18 protein-coding genes are annotated in these 18,948 nt (G+C 63.8%); 13 read left to right on the forward strand and 5 right to left on the reverse strand.

Features of this window, described 5'->3' with window-relative positions:
* The first annotated feature begins 178 nt into the window (after positions 1–178).
* The 5 genes from petA to VME63_RS03860 all read left to right on the forward strand — a co-directional run bounded on the left by petA (position 179) and on the right by VME63_RS03860 (position 4,154).
* Complete coding sequence (gene petA, locus VME63_RS03840) at positions 179–784, forward strand: ubiquinol-cytochrome c reductase iron-sulfur subunit (RefSeq protein WP_325430418.1); 606 nt, start codon at positions 179–181, stop codon at positions 782–784.
* Positions 784–2,088 (forward strand): cytochrome bc complex cytochrome b subunit, encoded by a 1,305-nt coding sequence (locus VME63_RS03845; protein WP_325430420.1) that lies wholly within the window; start codon positions 784–786, stop codon positions 2,086–2,088. The genes petA and VME63_RS03845 overlap by 1 nt, the downstream gene beginning before the upstream one ends.
* A complete protein-coding gene (locus tag VME63_RS03850) occupies positions 2,081–2,824 on the forward strand; it encodes a cytochrome c1 (protein ID WP_325430422.1) in 744 nt (247 codons plus the stop codon). Before VME63_RS03845 ends, VME63_RS03850 begins: the two co-directional genes overlap by 8 nt.
* Before the next feature lie 56 nt (positions 2,825–2,880).
* Positions 2,881–3,507 (forward strand): glutathione S-transferase N-terminal domain-containing protein, encoded by a 627-nt coding sequence (locus tag VME63_RS03855; RefSeq protein ID WP_325430424.1) that lies wholly within the window; start codon positions 2,881–2,883, stop codon positions 3,505–3,507.
* A gap of 224 nt (positions 3,508–3,731) precedes the next feature.
* Positions 3,732–4,154 carry a ClpXP protease specificity-enhancing factor gene (locus VME63_RS03860; protein ID WP_325430426.1) on the forward strand — a complete coding sequence of 141 codons (423 nt, stop codon included), beginning with the start codon at positions 3,732–3,734 and terminating at the stop codon, positions 4,152–4,154.
* 96 nt (positions 4,155–4,250) lie between these two features.
* On the opposite strand, the gene VME63_RS03865 is transcribed toward VME63_RS03860, so the two are convergent.
* The 4 genes from VME63_RS03865 to VME63_RS03880 all read right to left on the reverse strand — a co-directional run bounded on the left by VME63_RS03865 (position 4,251) and on the right by VME63_RS03880 (position 8,292).
* The gene (locus tag VME63_RS03865) at positions 4,251–4,667 is read right to left on the reverse strand and encodes a DUF3301 domain-containing protein (RefSeq protein ID WP_325430428.1); all 417 of its coding nucleotides are present in this window, start codon (positions 4,665–4,667) and stop codon (positions 4,251–4,253) included.
* 37 nt (positions 4,668–4,704) lie between these two features.
* Positions 4,705–5,562 (reverse strand): carboxylating nicotinate-nucleotide diphosphorylase, encoded by an 858-nt coding sequence (gene nadC / locus VME63_RS03870; protein WP_325430432.1) that lies wholly within the window; start codon positions 5,560–5,562, stop codon positions 4,705–4,707.
* Positions 5,559–7,871 (reverse strand): DUF1631 domain-containing protein, encoded by a 2,313-nt coding sequence (locus VME63_RS03875; RefSeq protein WP_325430434.1) that lies wholly within the window; start codon positions 7,869–7,871, stop codon positions 5,559–5,561. Before VME63_RS03875 ends, nadC begins: the two co-directional genes overlap by 4 nt.
* A 148-nt stretch (positions 7,872–8,019) precedes the next feature.
* The gene (locus VME63_RS03880) at positions 8,020–8,292 is read right to left on the reverse strand and encodes a Trm112 family protein (RefSeq protein ID WP_325430436.1); all 273 of its coding nucleotides are present in this window, start codon (positions 8,290–8,292) and stop codon (positions 8,020–8,022) included.
* A gap of 67 nt (positions 8,293–8,359) precedes the next feature.
* Here VME63_RS03880 and purE point away from each other — a divergent pair, with 67 nt between their 5' ends.
* Together purE and VME63_RS03890 are read left to right on the forward strand one after the other, a co-directional pair.
* Positions 8,360–8,863, forward strand: coding sequence for a 5-(carboxyamino)imidazole ribonucleotide mutase (gene purE / locus VME63_RS03885; RefSeq protein ID WP_325430438.1), 504 nt, complete (start codon positions 8,360–8,362; stop codon positions 8,861–8,863).
* A complete protein-coding gene (locus VME63_RS03890) occupies positions 8,860–10,014 on the forward strand; it encodes a 5-(carboxyamino)imidazole ribonucleotide synthase (RefSeq protein WP_325430440.1) in 1,155 nt (384 codons plus the stop codon). The genes purE and VME63_RS03890 overlap by 4 nt, the downstream gene beginning before the upstream one ends.
* 62 nt (positions 10,015–10,076) lie before the next feature.
* Here the strand turns inward: VME63_RS03890 and VME63_RS03895 are convergent, their stop codons facing one another.
* Positions 10,077–10,658, reverse strand: coding sequence for a superoxide dismutase (locus tag VME63_RS03895; protein WP_325430442.1), 582 nt, complete (start codon positions 10,656–10,658; stop codon positions 10,077–10,079).
* A gap of 110 nt (positions 10,659–10,768) precedes the next feature.
* Here VME63_RS03895 and grxD point away from each other — a divergent pair, with 110 nt between their 5' ends.
* From grxD to ppnN, 6 genes are all read left to right on the forward strand, one after another.
* Positions 10,769–11,095 carry a Grx4 family monothiol glutaredoxin gene (grxD, locus tag VME63_RS03900; protein WP_325430460.1) on the forward strand — a complete coding sequence of 109 codons (327 nt, stop codon included), beginning with the start codon at positions 10,769–10,771 and terminating at the stop codon, positions 11,093–11,095.
* Positions 11,092–11,862 carry an SDR family NAD(P)-dependent oxidoreductase gene (locus tag VME63_RS03905; protein ID WP_325430444.1) on the forward strand — a complete coding sequence of 257 codons (771 nt, stop codon included), beginning with the start codon at positions 11,092–11,094 and terminating at the stop codon, positions 11,860–11,862. The genes grxD and VME63_RS03905 overlap by 4 nt, the downstream gene beginning before the upstream one ends.
* A 58-nt stretch (positions 11,863–11,920) precedes the next feature.
* Positions 11,921–12,520 carry a YhgN family NAAT transporter gene (locus VME63_RS03910; protein WP_325430446.1) on the forward strand — a complete coding sequence of 200 codons (600 nt, stop codon included), beginning with the start codon at positions 11,921–11,923 and terminating at the stop codon, positions 12,518–12,520.
* Positions 12,521–12,708: 188 nt separating this feature from the next.
* On the forward strand, positions 12,709–14,421 hold the full coding sequence (locus VME63_RS03915) for a lysophospholipid acyltransferase family protein (RefSeq protein WP_325430448.1): 1,713 nt from the start codon (positions 12,709–12,711) through the stop codon (positions 14,419–14,421).
* Positions 14,422–14,919: 498 nt separating this feature from the next.
* A complete protein-coding gene (locus VME63_RS03920) occupies positions 14,920–17,352 on the forward strand; it encodes a TonB-dependent receptor (protein ID WP_325430451.1) in 2,433 nt (810 codons plus the stop codon).
* Between the two features lie 210 nt (positions 17,353–17,562).
* A partial coding sequence (gene ppnN / locus VME63_RS03925) for a nucleotide 5'-monophosphate nucleosidase PpnN (RefSeq protein WP_325430452.1) occupies positions 17,563–18,948 on the forward strand: 1,386 nt, incomplete at its 3' end.

Consider the following 18,948-nt stretch of genomic DNA (forward strand, 5'->3'; position numbering starts at 1 on the left):
CGGTTTTATTGTAGGGTTCAAGACCTGAGGCTAGACTAACGCGATTTTTTAAGCAGTACGATTTTGGATTTTTGCAGGGGCACGATCCTGGGGCGGTCGGCGAAGCGCAACCTTTTTCGTCCGCAAGGCAGAATCTGGTTTCTGCAGTGTCAATGGCATGCAAGTACCGGAGAGCCTGATGGCGAACGAAGTCGTCGATCAAGGCCGCCGCCGCTTTCTCACCACGACGACTGCCGTGGTGGGGGGAGTGGGCGTGGTGGCGGCAGCAGTGCCTTTCATCAAGTCGTGGGAACCAAGTGCAAGAGCAAAAGCCGCTGGAGCGCCGGTCACCCAATCGCTTAAGAAGATCGAACCCGGCCAGCAATTGATCGTGGCCTGGCGCAGCCTCCCGGTATTCATCGTCAATCGCACGCCCAGCCAGCTTGCCGCGCTGCCCAAGCAGGATCCCCGGCTGGTCGATCCAAGCTCGACCGGCACGTCGGCCGACCAGCAGCCCAAGTACGCGCAGAACGGCACGCGTTCGATCAAGCCGGAGTGGCTGGTGATGGTGGGCATCTGCACCCATCTGGGCTGCGTGCCCAACTACGTGGGCGACATGAAGCCCGAGCCGTTCGACCCGAACTGGCAGGGCGGCTATTACTGCCCGTGCCATCACTCGCGCTATGACATGGCGGGGCGCGTCTACCAGGGGGTGCCGGCGCCGAAGAACATGGTGATTCCGCCCTATCACTATCTCGATGACATGACGGTCCAGATCGGCGTGGATCCTCAGGGGGCTGCGTAATGGCGAACGTATTGTCAAACATCGGTGACTGGGTAACCGAGCGGGCACCGGGCTTGATGCCGGTGTACCGCAAGCACATGACCGAATACTACGCGCCGAAGAATTTCAATCTTTGGTATTACTTCGGCTCGCTGGCGCTGCTGGTGCTGGTCAACCAGATCGTCACCGGCATCTTCCTCACCATGAACTACGACCCGAGCGCGGCAGGCGCGTTCGATTCGGTGCAGTACATCATGCGCGACGTGGAGTGGGGCTGGCTGATCCGCTACATGCATACCACCGGTGCGTCGCTGTTCTTCGTGGTGATCTACCTGCACATGTTCCGCGGCATCCTCTACGGCTCGTACAAGAAACCGCGCGAGCTGGTGTGGCTCTTGGGCATGTTGATCTTCCTGGTGCTGATGGCCGAGGCGTTCATGGGCTACGTGCTGCCGTGGGGCAACATGTCGTTCTGGGGCGCGAAGGTGATCGTGTCGCTGTTTGGCACCATTCCGGTGATCGGCAAGGACCTGGTGCAGTGGATCATGGGCGACTTCCTGCCCGCCGACGCCACGCTCAACCGCTTCTTCGCGTTGCACGTGATCGCGCTGCCGCTGGTGTTGCTGCTGCTGGTGGTATTGCACCTGGCGGCGCTGCACGAAGTGGGCTCGAACAACCCCGACGGTGTCGACATCAAGCATGGCCCCAAGGGCAACCGCTGGGATCCGACCAAGCCGGCCGACGGCATTCCGTTCCATCCGTACTACACGGTGAAGGATCTGGTAGGCGTGGGTCTGTTCCTGGCCATCGCCGCCTTCATCATCTTCTTCCAGCCCACCTTCGGCGGCTGGTTCCTGGAGCACGACAACTCGATCGCCGCCAACAACCTGGTGACGCCGGCGCAGATCAAGCCGGTGTGGTACTTCACCGCGTTCTACGCGATCGTGCGCATGATTCCCTCCGCCATGGGTACGGCGGTGTGGGGCGTGCTGGGCATGTTCGGATCGATCGCGCTGCTGTTCGCCCTGCCGTGGATCGACGTGGGCAAAGTGAAGTCGGTGCGTTATCGCGGCACCGGGTACAAGGTTGCGTTGACGCTGTTCGTGCTGGCGTTTTTCGGTCTGATGCTGATCGGCACCGACTACACCGACGAAATCTTTCCCAAGCTGTTTGGCGCCGATATCGACATTACCGCCTGGGACAACGCGTTCGGCCGTGTGATGACGCTGATCTACTTCGGGTTCTTCGTATTCCTGTGGCTATACACGCATCTTGGTTGGGAAAAAACCAAGCCGGTTCCGGAACGGGTGACGATGCATGATTAAGCGCTACTTCTCCACGATTGCGTTGGCACTGGGCCTGCTTGCCGGCGCGAGTGCCGCCATGGCCGACGAAGGTCCGGAACTGCCGTCGGCCGCCACCAACATTCGCGATACCGCCTCGCTGCGGCGCGGCGCCCACTTGTTCTTCAACTACTGCGTGGGCTGCCATTCGCTCAAGTACATGCGCTACGAGCGCATCGCGGACGACCTGGGGCTGACCCAGGACGAGGTGATGAACAACCTCAACTTCACCGGCGCCAAGTTCGGCGACCCGGTGATCTCGCACATGCCCGCGGACGACGCGCAGAAGTTCTTCGGCAAGGCGCCGCCGGACCTGTCGCTGGAAGTAAGCGCCAAGGGTGCGGACTGGGTGTTCGCCTACCTCAACGGGTTTTATCTGGATCCCAAGAGCCCGATCGGCTGGAACAACACCCTATTGCCCAACGCGGCCATGCCGTTCCCGCTATGGGAGCTGCAGGGCGAGCAGACGGCGGTGTTGAAGCCGGGCAGTTCGGCCGACGATCCCCAGATCGAAAAGCTGATCCTGACCCATCCCGGCCGCCTGACGCCCGAACAGTACCAGCAGGCCACCCGCGACCTGACCAACTTCCTCCAATACGTTTCCGAGCCGGCCGCCCTGCAGCGTCGCCACTACGGCATCTGGGTCGTGTTGTTCCTCCTGGCTTTCACCTTCCTGGCATATTTGCTAAAGAAGGAATATTGGAAGGACGTCCACTGAAGGGACTGGTGACCGCCGGCTGATCCGGCGGTCATAGGCGATGGGGAGGAAGGTGCATGGTCCAGAACGCTCGTTCCCGGACGGTACTTGCCATGTATTCGGCCGCCGATGACATCCAATGTCACCGCGTGCGCCTGGTGTTGGCGGCCAAGGGGGTGACCTACGACCTGGTGCAGGTCGACCCGGCCAAGCCCCCGCAGGACCTGATCGATCTCAACCCGTACGGCTCGCTGCCGACCCTGGTCGATCGCGAGCTTACGCTCTACGACACCTCGGTGATCTGCGAGTACCTGGACGAACGCTACCCGCACCCGCCGCTGATGCCGATCGATCCGCTGTCGCGCGCGCGGCTGCGCCTGGCCGCCGTGCGGATCGAGCGCGACTGGCTGCCCGAAGTGGAGCATATCCGTGCCGGCGGGCGACCGGCCGACACGGCGCGCAAGCATCTGCGCGAACACCTGTTGGGCGCCTTGCCCTTGTTCAAGGCGTCCAAGTTCTTTCTCAACCCGGAGATGAGCTTGGCCGATTGCCTGGTGGCGCCGGTGGTATGGCGCCTGCCGGCGCTGGGCGTGGACCTGGGGCGTGAGGGCAAGCCGATCCTCGATTACGGCGAGCGCCTGTTCCACAGCCAGGGTTATACGCGCAGCCTGACCCCCGACGAGAAGGCACTGCGGATGCCCTAACCGGATGCCGGTCGGGTTTGCACAGCGTCTGGACATCAAGGCGCATTTCAAATTCAATACGTTGCAGCCGGCCCTGGCCGGCCGCAACGCTTCGGTACGCCGGTTTGGCAGGTGGCCCGTCTGCTTTCGCCGTCATCCGTCCGTTCTGCCAGCAGCCAGGATCGGTGACATCCTTCCCGCATAGATCAGAGCGCCTCCCGGTGACCCAGCAGGACTCCCACGGCATGACCTCCAATCGCCCCTATCTGTTGCGGGCGATTTACGACTGGATCAGCGACAACAATCTCACACCGTACATGCTGGTGGATGCCACGCGCAGCGGCGTGCGCGTACCCACGCACGTGATCAAGAACGGGCAGGTCGTGCTCAACCTGGCCATGCGCGCGGTGGCCAACCTGGACTTGGGTAACGAATGGATCAGTTTCCAGGCGCGCTTTTCCGGCGTGAGCCACAGCATCCAGATCCCGATTCCGGCGGTGCTGGCGCTGTACGCACAGGAGAACGGGCAGGGCATGATGTTTCCGGCCGATGAGGATGGCAGCGAGCCGCCCACCGATACGCCACCCTCGCCACCGGCGCCGGAGCCGCCCAGTGACGGCGACAAGCCAAAGCGCAGCGGTGGATCGCATTTGCGGGTGGTGAAGTAGTCACCGCACCGTCATGCCGCCGCGACCTTTGCCGGCATGGCGGCAAGGTGCGGCGCGATCTGGTTGCCAGGGTGTGGATGGCTGCCGGGATGCCGCTTAGTGCCGCGCATCCCGATGACGCACTGGCCGCCGGAACGGCAGCACGTTGCCCTCCGCGGAAGCGGGCGGCTGCGGCAACGATGCTTGCTCCCGCTCAGGCATATACAACTCGATGGTAGGCAGGATCAGCGCCGTCATCACGTTGCCGATCATCCACAGATGGCCGGCTTCGCGATCGTTGCCGTCGATGCTCACCTCGAAGCTGTAACGCCGTTCGACGACGCGCTGGCCGTGGATGCGACGCAGGCGCAACCCGCTCAACCCGACCGTTTCATCCAGCAGTTGCAAACCGTGCTGGTAACAGCGTGTGCGTGCTTCCTGGATGGCCTTGTCGCGAGCGCGGCTCAGCGACAGCCACGTGCCGGCGATCGCGAGCAGGATAAGCAGCAGCAATAAGGTGGCCAGGTCGCCCATGCGACGTAGTGTGTGGGCGGCCCCGGCGGGTCGCAAGTCACCCGATCTTCAGGCGCAGCGAAAGATCGATGGCGTGCACGTTCTTGGTCAGCGCCCCGACCGAGATGTAGTCCACGCCGGTGCGGGCGTATTCGCCAATGGTCTGAAGGTTCACGTTGCCGGAAATTTCCAGCGGCACGCTTCCCGCGGTCATCGCCACCGCCTCACGCATCAGCGGCAGGGTGAAATTATCGAGCATGATGCGGTCAACGCCCGCATCCAGCGCTTGCTGCAGTTCGTCGAGGTTTTCCACTTCCACGATCAGCTGCAGCGAAGGATGGAGCTGGCGCGCGGCCAGTACCGCCGCCGCGATGCTGCCGGCCGCGATGATGTGGTTTTCCTTTACCAGGATGGCGTCGTACAGGCCCATGCGGTGATTGTGTCCGCCGCCGCAGCGCACCGCGTATTTCTGCGCCAGGCGCATGCCCGGAACAGTCTTGCGGGTATCGATCACGCGCACCTTGGTGCCGGCCACGGCGGCCATGTAGGCCGCGGTGATGGTGGCGGTGCCCGATAGCATTTGCAGGAAATTCAGCGCGGAGCGTTCGGCGCTGACCAGGGCGCGCGCGTTGCCGCGCATCTGGCACACCACCGTGCCCGGCGCGATCCGGTCGCCATCGCTGGCCTGCCAGTCGATGCGCGCGTTCGGGTCGAGCCTGAGCACGCAGGCGTTGAACCAGGGGATGCCCGCGAGCACGGCATCGTCGCGGCAGGTCAGTTGCGCGAAGGCTTCGGCATCGGCGGGCAACAGGCTGGCGGTGGCGTCGCCTTTGCCGAGGTCTTCGGCGAAAGCGCGATCTACGTCTGCGGCGATCAGGGCAGGGTCGGGCGGGGTGAAACGAAAGGCGGCGGTCATTCGGTATCGCTGGGTTTGACTTCCTCATGACTTAGCCGGTCGACGATGGCATCCATCGCGCGGTCGAACAGAGCATTGGAAGCGAGGATGCGCGCCCGCCCGTCAGCCATCACGACGGCCAGTTCGTAGGGCGAGTAATCGGCCACCTTGAGGCCGCGGCGGTTGACGAACAGGTAGCGGCCGCTCATCGGGCTGATCCACGACAGCTTGGCGCGCTCGAAGTGTTCGTCCTGGGTGTTGAATTCAAGCCAGATGCCCGGCTTGAGCGCGTTGACGCGTTCCAGTTCCTCGCGCACTTCCGGCGCGATCGCGGCAGCTTCCGGTTCGGCATTGGCCGATTCGTCGTCCAGGTCCGCCATGCTCTCGGCGATCGGCTGGATGCTTTCGGGAATCGGCAGCGGAGCGGGGGCGTTGCCCTGGAGCGCCTGCGGCTCTTCGGTGGCCGGCACAGCCTCGCCCAGTTGCTGGCGGTAGTAGCCATGCAACTGGCCCAGCAGGCGTTCGATGTCGGCGTCCTGGAACGCCACGTTCGCCAGGCCCTTGCGCAGCGCGCGCTCGATGCCAGGCAGCAATTGGCGCAGGTCGCGCTTGGCCTCGGGGGTGCGCACGGGCTTGGTGCTGGCGATGAACGCGTCGACGAAACGCAGGGCTTCGCGGAATTCGGTGGATTCCTCGCCCTTGCGCAGGATGGTGAGCACCATGTAGTTGGCCCAGGCGCGCGACAGCACGCCATGGACCAGCGGCGGCAATATGTGGTCGCCGATGCGGTTGAGGATTTCGCGTGCGGCGCGGCGGCGCGCCTGTTCTAGCTTTTCCCTGCCGCGCGTGGATTCGGCCACGCGCTGTTCGGCCAGTTCCGCGCGGCGGCGGTTAGCGTCCTGGAACAGCTGCAGTTCGGCCGACAGGCGATCGAAGATCGACATGTCGTCGTCGAATTCCTGCAGCAGGCGATCGACGATGGCCTTGACGGTGTCGTGCAGGCGGCCGTCGCGGTCCGATTCCTCCGACCAGCTCTTGGCCGCATCGGCCAGGCCGTCGAGCAGGCGGCGTGCCGGATGCTGGCGGTGCGCGAACAGCTTGCGGTCGAGGATCGCGGCCTTCAGATACGGAATCTGCAGGCGCGCCAGCAGCACCTGCATCTGCGGCGGCAGGTTTTTGTCTTCGAGGATGAACTCGAACAGCATGCCGACCAGATCGATGGTGTCTTCATCGATGGTGGCGATCTGACCCGGGCGTTGGCCGCGCAGGGAACCCAACTGCGCCAGCAGCTGTTCCTTCAGGTGCAGTACCTGTTCGGTGATGGCCATGACGTTGCCCTCGGCCAGGGGCATCGCCGGTGCCGGCTGCAGCGCGGCAGCCTGGCTTTGCAGCACGCTCAGCGCGCCGATCAGCTCGTTGGCGGTAGGCAGCGGTCCATGCGTCATCGCCGACATCGGCACGGTCGGATGCGCGCGCCGCGCGCCGAACAACGTGCGCAAGGTTTGCAGCAGTTCCGCCGATGCTTCGCCGTCGTCCGCCGCGGGAACGTCGCCTTGTTGTGCCAAGGCTGCCGCCGCACCGGCCGTGCCGGCCGCCGCACTGGCGCCCGAGGCGGGGGTGCGCAGTACCTCATGGCGCAGCTGCGGCAGCACGCCCGCGCGCATCAGTTCGGCGTTGGTTTCCTGGTACAGCTCGTCCAGCGACGCCATCACGTAGCGGTCGAACAGCTTGTAGATGATCAGCTTCACGCGCATGTCGGCGCTCAGTTCGCGCATCGACAGGCGGAACGCCTGGGCCAGCAGGGCCGGCCCGATCGGATTGGTGGCGTCTTCGATGCGCGTGCCGCCGCAGATGACGGACAGGCGCTGGTTCACCGCAAACAGGTCGCGCGCCAGGCGCGTTTCGTTCTTGCCGATCAGGCTGGTGATGGCGAGCGATTCTTCCAGCTCATTGTCGGCCACCAGCGAAAGCTCGATGGAGCCGGCCACGGGCGCCGGAGTGTTGTTCTGGCCGGGGCTGCGCTGGCCGCTGACGAAGTCGTTGAGCTCGCGCGAGACCTGCGCCAGAAAGCTGCGCTCGATCACCGGGCGGCGTTTGCGCACTTCGCGCATGCCGTCGAAGTAATGCATTTGCGCGGCGTTGTTTTCGGCCTTCTCGGCAAGGTCGAAGAGGGCGTCGTCGACGTGCTCGAACATGTTGCCGATGTACTGCTGCAGGCGACGCGCGGCAATGCTGCGAACGGCGTTCAGCAGGTCGCCCCCGCGACCGTTGGCAGGGTCCAGGCGCTGGCTGAGATTGACGATGTTCGATGAATCGTTCGCTTCTTTCATCGCCACACCCCTGTGGTGGAACCCGTTTACTTATGACGACGGTCTGCCGGCTTATCTAGGCACGATAAGCGAAAACGGGTTGCCCCGCTATGTCGGGCGTCAAAGAATCTCACTTTGCCGTTCAGGCGGGGCCGCGGCGGCGCGGTTTTTACGGCGCCGGGGGGAAGTCGGTGAGCTGGGGGGTGCCGATGCCTTCCTCGGGGAGCATCACCGGGATGCCGTCCTCGACCCGGTAGACCACTTTGCGGTCCACCGTGATCAGCCCCTCGGCCAGGCGCCCCTGCACCGTGCCGCCGGCTACGTTGAGCAACTGGCCCCCGTCGATGGCCCGGTTCAGCGCGGCCAGCTCGCCGTTGTTGAGCAATCGCAGCGGGGTCTTGCTGACCGGGCAGCACAGAATGTCGAGGAGGCGCTTGTCCATGGATGACGGCGGGTATCGTTGCAACGTGGGGAAGTACGTACAATATCCCCTTTTGGACGACCGGGCCATGACGGGAACAGCTGCGGCACCGCGGGTTGGTGTGGTGATGGGATCGCGTTCTGATTGGGAAACCATGACGCATGCGGCTGAAATACTTCAAGCCCTGGGCGTGCCCCATGAGGTGCGCGTGGTCTCCGCACACCGCACGCCCGACCTGTTGTTCCGCTACGCCGAAGAGGCCGTGGAGCGCGGCATCCAGGTCATCATCGCCGGCGCCGGCGGCGCCGCCCACCTGCCGGGCATGCTGGCCGCCAAGACGCGCCTGCCGGTGCTGGGGGTGCCGGTGCAGTCCAAGGCGCTGAACGGCATGGATTCGCTGCTTTCCATCGCGCAGATGCCGGCGGGCATTCCCGTGGGTACGCTGGCGATCGGGCGCGCCGGGGCGGTCAATGCGGGCCTGCTGGCTGCTTCGGTGCTGGCGCTGCACGATCCGGCCCTGGCCAAGGCGGTCGAAGCCTATCGCGCCAGGCAGACCCAGGGCGTCCTGGACCATCCGGACCCGCGCACGTGACCGCTCGCCGTCAACCCGTGCTGGGCATCCTTGGCGGCGGCCAGCTGGCCCGCATGCTTGCGCTCGCCGCCGCGCCGCTGGGCGTCAATACGCTGGTGGTGGACAGCGCGCCCGATGCCTGTGCCGGCCAGGTGGCACCGCTGCGGCTGGCCGACTGGACCGACTACGCGGCGCTGGAGAAATTCGCCGCGGAAGTGGACGTAGTCACCTTCGATTTCGAGAACGTGCCGGCCGAGACCGCGCACTGGCTCGCCGAGCGCGTGGCGGTTTTCCCCGACCCGCGCGCCTTGGCCGTTGCGCAGGATCGCCTGGCCGAAAAGACCCTGTTTCGCGAATGCGGCTTGCAGACGCCGGCCTTCGAAGCGGTGGATACGCGCGCGGATCTCGACCGTGCCCTGGCAACCATCGGTACACCGGCCATCCTCAAGACGCGCCGCCTGGGTTACGACGGCAAGGGGCAGTTCCGCATCAAGCAAGCGTCCGACGCCGAGGCCGCCTGGGCCGCACTGGGCGCGCAGGCCGATGCCCATGGCCTGATCCTGGAAGCCTTCGTGCCATTCGAGCGCGAGCTTTCGGTGCTGGCGGTGCGTGCGCGCGACGGCGATTTCCGCATCTGGCCGCTGACCCAGAACTGGCACACCGACGGCGTGCTGAGTTTCAGCCTGGCGCCTGCATTCGATGTCCAGGCTCTGCAGGCACGTGCCCACGAGCTGGCGCGCATTCTTGCCGAACGCCTGGGCTATGTGGGCGTGTTCGCACTGGAGCTTTTCGTCAAGGACGGCCAGCTGCTCGGCAACGAGATGGCGCCGCGCGTGCATAACTCCGGCCACTGGACCATCGAGGGCGCCATCGCCAGCCAGTTCGAGAATCACGTGCGCGCCGTGCTCGGCCTGCCGCTGGGCAGCACCGCGGCACGCGGCTTCTCGGGCATGTTCAACTGGATCGGCGAGCTGCCCGATGCGACCGCGGCGCTCAACACGGTCGATGCGCATTGGCACGACTACGGCAAGCAGCCGCGGCCGGGGCGTAAGGTGGGTCACGCGACGGTGTGTGCGAAAGAGGCGCGGGAGCTTGCCGCGCGCATCGATGAAATGGCGAGTGCGCTCAAGCGCGAGGAGCAGGCCGCGCTGGCGCTGAACGTACTGCGCTAGCGCCCTCACCCCAACCCTCTCCCCCAGCCTTGATCAAAGACGGGGGAGAGGAAGCTGAAGCATCAGGCGAGATTCTTCGCCGCAAAGTCCCAGTTCACCAGGTTCCAGAACGACTCCACGTACTTCGGGCGCGCGTTGCGGTAGTCGATGTAATAGGCGTGTTCCCACACGTCGATGGTGAACAGCGGCTTGTCGCTGCCGGTGATCGGCGTGGCGGCGTTGGACGTATTGACGATGCCCAGCGAACCATCCGGGCGCTGCACCAGCCAGGTCCAGCCCGAACCGAAGTTGCCGGTCGCCGACTTGGTGAACTCTTCCTTGAACTTGTCGAACGAGCCGAAGGCCTTGTCGATGGCATCGGCCAGCTTGCCGCTGGGTGCGTTGCCGTCCTTGGGCGAGCGCATGGAGTGCCAATAGAAGGTGTGGTTCCAGATCTGCGCTGCGTTGTTGAACACGCCGCCGGAGGACTTCTTGACGATGTCTTCGAGCGCGGCGCTCTCGAACTCGGTGCCCTTGATCAGGTTGTTGAGGTTGGTCACGTAGGCCTGGTGGTGCTTGCCGTAGTGGAACTCCAGCGTTTCGGCCGAAATGTTCGGCTCAAGCGCGTTCTTTTCGTAGGGCAGGGGGGGAAGTTCGATCGCCATGAGGGACTCCTGGGCGTTGGCTGAGGATGACTGATCCGGCGGCCCTGTGGGCCGCCATGACGGCTGGTACACTAGCTATCGGGCTGCATTGTAGTGATGAATCTGAAGTTATGGACGTCAACGAACGAATCAAGGCAGTGCTCGCCGAGCACCCCATCGTGCTTTTCATGAAAGGCACGCCCGAATATCCGATGTGCGGATTCTCCAGCCGCGCGGCGCAGGCGCTTGAGGAATCGAACGCCCGGTTCCACGCCGTGAACGTGCTGGCCGACCCGGAAATACGCGCGGCCCTGCCGCATTACGCGAACTGGCCGACGTTCCCGCAGCTTTTCATCCAGGGCGAGCTGATCGGCGGCTGCGACATCGTCGAAGACCTCAAGGCCTCCGGCGAGCTGGCGCGCATGGCAGCCGATGTCACCGGAGCCAGTCACGTATGAGCCTGCCGTCTTGCCGTCTCCCGGCTCATTGGACGAGTGCTGCCGGCCGCACGCTGGATGGACGCGTGGTGCTGGTCACCGGCGCCTACGGCGGATTGGGCAGCGCGGTGGCACGCGCCGCCGCGCGTGCGGGCGCCACGGTGGTGATCACGGGCAAGCGCAAGCGCCAGCTTGAGCAGCTCTACGATGCCATGATCGCCGAGGGGCTGCCGGAGCCGGTGATCCATCCGCTGGACATGGAATCGGCTACGCCGGGCGATTACGAAGCGCTGGCCGAAGGCCTGCAGCGCGACCTGGGGCGACTGGATGGCATCGTGCACTCTGCGGTGAGCTTTGCCGGCTTGACGCCGATCGCGATGCACAAGCCCGATGCATGGTTGCGTGCTTTGCATGTCAACGTTTCGGCACCGTTCGCGCTGACGCAGGCATGCCTGCCGCTGCTGACCAAGGCAGCGGACAGTGCGGCGGTGTTCGTGCTGGACAACCCCGAGCTGATGCAGCGCGCGCATTGGGGTGCGTATGGCGTATCCAAGGCGGCGCTTGAGCGTTTCGTGGCGATCCTCCACGAGGAACACGACGCCGGATCACTGCGCGTACACGCGCTGCTGCCCGCGCCCATGCGCACCACCTTGCGGCGCATGGCGTATTTCGGCGAAGAAACGATGCAGCAACCGCTGCCCGACGCCACCGCCGATGCGGCCGTTTATCTATTGAGCGCCGAAGCGGCCGCGGCGCGCGGCACGGTGCTTGATCTGCGCGTGGCATGATCGCATCCGGCGGCAGCGGCCGCGCAGCGTTGCATAAGGGGGCACGTTGGAAACGCAGATGACCACCTTGTCGGCGGCGATCCTGTTGTTCCTGATCATGGATCCGCTGGGCAATATTCCGATCTTTCTCAGCCTGCTCAAGGACGTGGCGCCCAAGCGTCGCCGTGCGGTGATGGTGCGCGAGTTGCTGATCGCGCTGGCAGTGCTGCTGGTGTTCCTGATGGGCGGCCAGTGGATTTTGCATCTGCTGCAGCTGCGCGAGGAATCGATCAGTATCGCCGGTGGCATCGTGCTGTTTCTGATTGGCATCCGCATGGTGTTTCCGCCCGCCGATGGCGGCGGCATCTTCGGCAAGGCGGGCGAGGGCGAACCTTTCATCGTGCCGATGGCCATTCCCGGTGTGGCCGGCCCGTCGGCGATGGCGGCCCTGTTGCTGCTTACCAATACCCAGCCCGGGCGCACGGCCGATTGGGCGATTGCGCTGTTGTGCGCATGGCTGGCCACCTCGCTGATCCTGCTCAGTTCCACCTACCTGTTCCGCTGGCTGGGCGAGAGTGTGCTCACCGCGCTTGAACGCGTGATGGGCATGCTGCTGATTGCTTTGTCCGTGCAGATGTTTCTGGGCGGCGTTGCGGCATATTTGCACCTTGCGGTGTAAGCGTTCGGCGAACCGTGGCTGCGAAAATCTGTCAGCAGAAAAGGCACAGGCCGCGCGGTCTGAACGAGCTTTTAAGAACGTGGTTTTGATCCTTCGTGTATTCTTGCGATCGAACGAGTTTGGCGACGTGATTTCTCGCAGTTGTCACACTTGAGCGGCAACATGAGCGAAACCCAAGGGAGGCGGTCATGCTTCACGTCGAACAGGCCCTTACCGAGCGTCTACCGTGGCTTGCGCAGCATCCGATGATCCGTCGCCCGGTGGCCGGCATGCTCGGCCGCCTGGCCGACGAGTCGGGCTTCAATCGCGTCCTTGATCGCATCGGAAACGCGCCGGGCTTCGCCTTCGCCGAAAAATCGCTGGAAGTCCTTGGCTGCAGTTATCACGTGTTGCAGCGCGAGCGGGAAAACATTCCCGTGGAAGGCGGCGTGATGGTCGTTGCCAATCATCCGCTGGGCATGCTCGATGCGATGGCGTTGGTGCACCTGGTGGGTTCGGTGCGCCGCGACGTGCGCATCCTGGGTAACGATTTCTTGAAGGCGATTCCGCAGCTGGGCGAACTGCTGCTGCCGGTGGACGTGTTCGGCAGCGGCGCGGCGTCGCGGTTGCGCAATGTGTATCGCGCGCTGGAGCGCGGCGAAGCGCTGATTGTTTTCCCCGCGGGCGAGGTGTCGCGCATGGGGCCGGCCGGTGTCCGTGACGGACGCTGGTCCGATGGCTTCGCGCGGCTGGCCATGCACGCCAAGGTGCCGGTGTTGCCGATCCACGTGGCAGCGCGCAATTCGGCCTTTTTCTATGGCCTGTCGATGCTCGCCAAGCCGCTGAGCACGGCGATGCTGCCGCGCGAAGCGGTGGCAACCAACGTCAGCCGCATCGGTTTCAGCGTCGGTGCGCTGATCGGTCCGGAGGAATTGGAAAAGCATAGCGGCGGCTCGACCCAGCGCGCGGCCAATCTTATGCGCCGGCACGTGTATCGCCTGGCGCGTCGGCGCGGCCTGATCTTCGGCGGCCAGGTGCCGCTGGCGCATCCGGAGCCGGTCGATCGGGTGGCGATGGAGCTGGGCCAGTGCGAAAAGCTGGCCGATCTGCCCGACGGCAAGCAGCTTCTGGTGTTGCGCGGGTCGGTCGATGGTGCGGCGTTGCGCGAGATCGGCCGTCTGCGCGAGCTGACCTTCCGCAAGGTCGGCGAGGGCACCAATACGCGGCGAGACCTCGATGCCTACGATGCGCACTACGAGCATCTGGTGCTATGGGACGCCAAGATGCTGCGCATCGTCGGTTCCTATCGGCTTGGGCATGGTGCGCGCCTGATCGGCGAGAAAGGCATGGCCGGGCTCTATACCTCCAGCCTGTTCCAGTATTCGCCGGCGCTGGAATCGCGACTGGCGCAGGGGCTTGAGCTTGGGCGCAGCTTCATCGCGCCGGCTTACTGGCGCTCGCGGGCGCTGGACCAGCTTTGGCAGGGCATCGGCCTGTACCTGCAGGGCCACCCGGAGCTGCGCTATCTGTTTGGCCCGGTCAGCATGTCGGTCAATCTGCCGCGCCAGGCGCGCGAGTGGATCGCGGCCGCGCACCAGCATTACTTCGGCGCGCCGGGCCTGGCGTCGGCCAAGCAGCCCTTCAGGGTCTCCCCGGACGTGCTCGAAGGGGTGCGCCGCGAGCTTGAGGGGCTGGATTCGGTCAGCGGGCTGGGGCGCCTTCGCAACCACCTGGATGCCCTGGGTGTCAGCCTGCCGGTGCTGTATCGCCAGTACGTGGACCTGATGGAGCCTGATGGCGTCCAATTCCTTGATTTTGGTGAAGATCCAGGCTTCTCCGGCTGTGTGGACGGGCTGGTGATGCTCGACCTTTTGCGGCTTAAGCCCGCCAAGCGCGCCCGCTATCTGGGCAAGGGCGCCTGATTCATTCAGACCAATCCGTCGTCTTAAAGCTCCGGCCCTTGTAGGCTGGGGCTTCTCCACGGTTGAGATATTCTTGTAAAATTAATGTAAACCTCTTGTGTGATCTTGCTAAGGTATCGCTAAGAGTCGTGACCGTTTCCCCTACCCGGCGTCCTGGAGCGGCGCGGGTAACGCATACGGAACAGGGTCGCTCACACAAGTTTGCCAGTCAGGGATAGTTGCTTCGATTGACGTTTTCTTGCCGCGGTTTTGCAAGAAATCCAAAAACCGAGGTTCCGCACGAAAGTCCAGCGACTCATTGTCATGAGTCCGAGATTTTTTTGTGTCCAGGGAAGGGGTGAGGCATTCACGGGCAGGCTGCGCAGGCAGTGTGGCTGTCCGGAGAAGTAAGCGCGGTCACTACAAGCGGTTACAAAGAAATTTCAAAAACCAACCGGAATTACGGGGCTCTCAATGAAACGAACGCATCTTTCTGCAGCGATTGCAATGGCGTGTTGCATGTCCATGGGTGTTGCGATGGCACAGACCGCCAGCAACAACCCGGCGCAGCCAGGCCAGGGCAACACGAACAGCCAGCAGCGTGTAAACGCATCCAGCACGTCCAACACCACCGCCTCCAATGCCACCGAGCGCGATGCCAAGCAGATGGCCACGGTGACGGTGCAGGGCACGTCGCTGTCGCTGGGCGGTGGTTTGATGTCGGTGCAGACGGCGCCCAAGGCGGTGTCGACGATTACGCGCGACGCCATCGAGAAAGCCAGCCCCGGTAGCAACTTCACCCAGCTGATCGGCACCATCCCGGGTGTGAATGCGGCAACCGACGACGTGACGGGCCTGGCCAACGGCCACTACAGCATGCGCGGTTACGATTCGTCCGATATCGGCATGAGCGTTAACGGCGCGCCGATCACCGATACGGGCAGCTACTCCGTGTACGCCACCGAGTACGGCGATTCCGAGAACATGGGCGACATCACGGTGCTGCAAGGCATTCCGGATATCGACATGCCCGATTCCGGCGCCAGCGGCGGCCACATCGGCTGGGCGACGATCGATCCTTCGCATCAGGGCGGCGTGGATTTCACGCAAACCTTCGGCAACAACGACTATCGCCGCACCTTCGTGCGCCTGAACACCGGCGACCTGGGTCCGGTGCGTTCGTGGGTGTCCTTCTCCGACAACAGCGCCAACATGTGGCGCGGTGCGGGCGACCTGCGCGTGACCAAGGTGGACGGCAAGTCGGTGTGGACCATCGACGACAACAACTCCATCAGCGCCTCGCTGCAGTACAGCCGTCAGAGCAACCTCGAATACGACAGCCTGTCCAAGGCGCAAGAAGCGCAGTACGGCTACTTCTACAACTACAACACCCAGTGGATCCCGCTGAGCGGGCTGAGCGGTAGTGCGCTCAAGAGCGCGGCGACCACCGACGAGAGCTTCTACGCGCTGCATACCAACCCCTACGCCAGCTACATGTTCAGCATGGATGGCGAGTTCAAGCTGACCGACAGCATCCACCTCTCGGTGATCCCGTACTTCTGGTACGGCGACGGCGGCGGCGGCGGCGGTTCGCTGGCGCAGGAAAGCGATTCGCCGATCAACAAGTATCTGTACGCAAACATCGACCTGAACGGCAACGGCTCGGTGACCAACAGCACCAAGACCGCCTTCTCCGGCGGCACGGTGTATTCGTACTCCTCGGCGCTGACCTATCGTCCGGGCGTGCTGGCGAAGTTCAACCAGGACTTCGGCATGGACAACAGCCTCGAATACGGCTTCTGGTATGAGCGTTCGCGCAAGAGCCAGGCTGAGCAGTTCGGCCTGGTGGATCCCAACACCGGTATCCCGGGCGACATCTGGGGCAACAACTCGCTCCTGGTCTACCCGACCGGCGGCGCGGTGCAGAAGTTCTATGACGAATACACCACGACCGAGCTGAAGAAGGGCTTCGTCACCGACAACTGGACCCCGAACGACTACTGGACCTTCGTCGCCGGCGTGAGCTACCTGTACGCCACGCGCACGGGCTTCAGCTACGACTATCCGGGCTCCACCACCCAGACCTTCGCCAACTTCAACAACAACTGGCACAAGTTCCTGCCGATGGCGGGCATCAAGTTCCAGCTGGATGAGCACAACCAGTTCTACATCGGCAGCGGCAAGACCTTCCGCGTGCCGTCCAACACCGCCGCGATCCTCGACGCGCTGGCCGGCGTGAACAACTCCGCGCCGGAAATGTCGTGGAACACGGACCTGGGCTGGCGCTACTACGGTGACGCGGTCTCGGCCAACGTCGACCTGTACCACAGCAACTACTTCAACAAGCAGGAAGTGGGCTACAACCCGACCAACAACGACGAGATCTACACCACGATCCCGCACATGGATATGCGCGGCTTCAACGGTGAGTTGAGCTGGAAGTTCGCCAAGGACTGGAACGTCTACACCTCCTACACCTACACCCAGGCGAAGATCCGCGGCGATCTCGACGGCGGTCCGTACGACAGCAACAACGGCGATGGCCCGGGCATCTACCCGACCAACGGCAAGACCATGCCGGACACCGCGCGCAACATCGGCAACCTCAGCGTGAGCTACGACAACACGCACTACTGGGCGACGATCAACGCGCGTGCCACCAGCTCGCTGTACGGCGACTACATGAACACCGAGTCGGTGGGCGGCTTCACCACGTTCAACTTCAGCACGGGCTATCGCTTCTCTGATTGGAACAGCTTCTTCACCAGCCCGTACCTGAAGCTCAACCTCGACAATCTCGCTAACCATCGCGCGTTCACGTACGTGAGCTCCGCACCGATCCTGTCCAGCGCGGCAGTCGGCAAGGCGCTGAACCTGTACAACAGCACCGCGTACTACGGCCTGCTGCAGCCGCGTACGTACATGGTGACGTTCGGCGTGTCGTTCCGCTAAGCGGATCGGCCCTCTCGCATCACGTTGGGTGGTGCGAGACGGAATGCACATCCAAGAGCTCCCTGCGGTCCGCCGTGGGGAGCTTTTTTATGTGCCCTGTGTTTTTCCGCGCACATTGACCGCACGCCCCCGGAAGCGGGATGCTAGACGGCCGCCTGCGCGGTACAGACGTTTCGCCGCGATGCTGTGGCGGCCAGTAGAAGGATTGGAATGAACGACACGCAGATCGACAAGACCGGCAAGCCAGCCACCGTAAGCGCGCGCATTTCGCCCGCCGGCGGCCTGGATATTCTTTCCCGCAACGAAGTGGCGCGCCTGCGCGATGCCAGCGGCTCGGGGCTGCACAGCCTGCTGCGTCGCTGTGCACTGGCGGTGCTTACCTCGGGCGATGTCGGTGACGATCCGCGCGGCATGTTCGAGCAGTATCCGAATTTCGATATCCAGGTGCTGCAGCAGGATCGCGGTATCAAGATCGAACTTTCCCACGCACCGGCCAAAGCCTTCGTCGACGGCCACATCATTCGCGGTATCAACGAACTGCTGGTTGCCGTAGTGCGCGATATCGTCTACGTGTCCACGCAATTGGAGCAGGGTGCGTTCGATCTGGATGAAACGGTGGGCATCACGCATGCCGTGTTCGAGATTCTGCGCAACGCGCGCATTCTCAAGCCGCAGATCGATCCCAACCTCATCGTGTGCTGGGGCGGCCATTCGATTTCGCGCGACGAATACGAATACACCAAATCCGTCGGCTACCAACTGGGCCTGCGCAGCATGGACATCTGCACCGGCTGCGGCCCTGGCGCGATGAAAGGCCCGATGAAAGGCGCGACGATCGCGCATGCCAAGCAGCGTCGTCGCAAAAATCGCTACATCGGCGTGACCGAGCCGGGCATCATCGCGGCCGAATCGCCGAATCCGATCGTCAATCAATTGGTGATCATGCCGGATATCGAAAAGCGCCTGGAAGCGTTCGTGCGCATGGGCCACGGCATCATCGTGTTTCCCGGCGGCGTCGGCACGGCCGAGGAAATCCTCTACCTGCTGGGCATCCTGCTGCACCCGGACAACGCCGGCGTGCCGTTCCCGCTGATCTTCACCGGCCCCAAACAATCGGCCGCGTACTTCCAGCAGATCGACACCTTCCTGCGCCTGGCGCTGGGCGATGACGTGGCCCAGCACTACAAGATCATCGTGGACGACCCCATCGCCGTGGCGCATACCGCCGTGCGCGGCGTGGACAAGGTGCGCAACCATCGCCTGGACAACAAGGATGCGTTCTTCTTCAACTGGTCGCTGAGCATCCCGCTGACCTTCCAGCAGCCCTTCATCCCCACCCACCAGGCCATGCGCGCGCTGGCCATCCACCGCGACCGCCCGCGTCACGAACTCGCCGCCGACCTGCGCCGGGCCTTCTCCGGCATCGTCGCCGGCAATGTGAAGGACGAGGGCGTACGCGCCATCGAGAAATACGGTCCGTTCGAAATCGACGGCGAACCCGAGATCATGCGCGCCCTCGACCGCCTGCTGCAGGCCTTTGTCCAGCAACACCGCATGAAGCTCCCCGGCGGCAGCGCCTACGTGCCGTGTTATCGC

This window comes from Dyella sp. (assembly GCF_035503745.1).
Taxonomy (GTDB): domain Bacteria; phylum Pseudomonadota; class Gammaproteobacteria; order Xanthomonadales; family Rhodanobacteraceae; genus Dyella_B.

Bases quoted from the DNA above. Each gene is read 5' to 3' on its own strand.
- petA (WP_325430418.1), top strand. From the start codon at position 179: ATGGCGAACGAAGTCGTCGATCAAGGCCGCCGCCGCTTTCTCACCACG.
- VME63_RS03845 (WP_325430420.1), top strand. From the start codon at position 784: ATGGCGAACGTATTGTCAAACATCGGTGACTGGGTAACCGAGCGGGCA.
- VME63_RS03850 (WP_325430422.1), top strand. From the start codon at position 2,081: ATGATTAAGCGCTACTTCTCCACGATTGCGTTGGCACTGGGCCTGCTT.
- VME63_RS03855 (WP_325430424.1), top strand. From the start codon at position 2,881: ATGGTCCAGAACGCTCGTTCCCGGACGGTACTTGCCATGTATTCGGCC.
- VME63_RS03860 (WP_325430426.1), top strand. From the start codon at position 3,732: ATGACCTCCAATCGCCCCTATCTGTTGCGGGCGATTTACGACTGGATC.
- VME63_RS03865 (WP_325430428.1), bottom strand. From the start codon at position 4,667: ATGGGCGACCTGGCCACCTTATTGCTGCTGCTTATCCTGCTCGCGATC.
- nadC (WP_325430432.1), bottom strand. From the start codon at position 5,562: ATGACCGCCGCCTTTCGTTTCACCCCGCCCGACCCTGCCCTGATCGCC.
- VME63_RS03875 (WP_325430434.1), bottom strand. From the start codon at position 7,871: ATGAAAGAAGCGAACGATTCATCGAACATCGTCAATCTCAGCCAGCGC.
- VME63_RS03880 (WP_325430436.1), bottom strand. From the start codon at position 8,292: ATGGACAAGCGCCTCCTCGACATTCTGTGCTGCCCGGTCAGCAAGACC.
- purE (WP_325430438.1), top strand. From the start codon at position 8,360: ATGACGGGAACAGCTGCGGCACCGCGGGTTGGTGTGGTGATGGGATCG.
- VME63_RS03895 (WP_325430442.1), bottom strand. From the start codon at position 10,658: ATGGCGATCGAACTTCCCCCCCTGCCCTACGAAAAGAACGCGCTTGAG.
- grxD (WP_325430460.1), top strand. From the start codon at position 10,769: ATGGACGTCAACGAACGAATCAAGGCAGTGCTCGCCGAGCACCCCATC.
- VME63_RS03905 (WP_325430444.1), top strand. From the start codon at position 11,092: ATGAGCCTGCCGTCTTGCCGTCTCCCGGCTCATTGGACGAGTGCTGCC.
- VME63_RS03910 (WP_325430446.1), top strand. From the start codon at position 11,921: ATGACCACCTTGTCGGCGGCGATCCTGTTGTTCCTGATCATGGATCCG.
- VME63_RS03915 (WP_325430448.1), top strand. From the start codon at position 12,709: ATGCTTCACGTCGAACAGGCCCTTACCGAGCGTCTACCGTGGCTTGCG.
- VME63_RS03920 (WP_325430451.1), top strand. From the start codon at position 14,920: ATGTCCATGGGTGTTGCGATGGCACAGACCGCCAGCAACAACCCGGCG.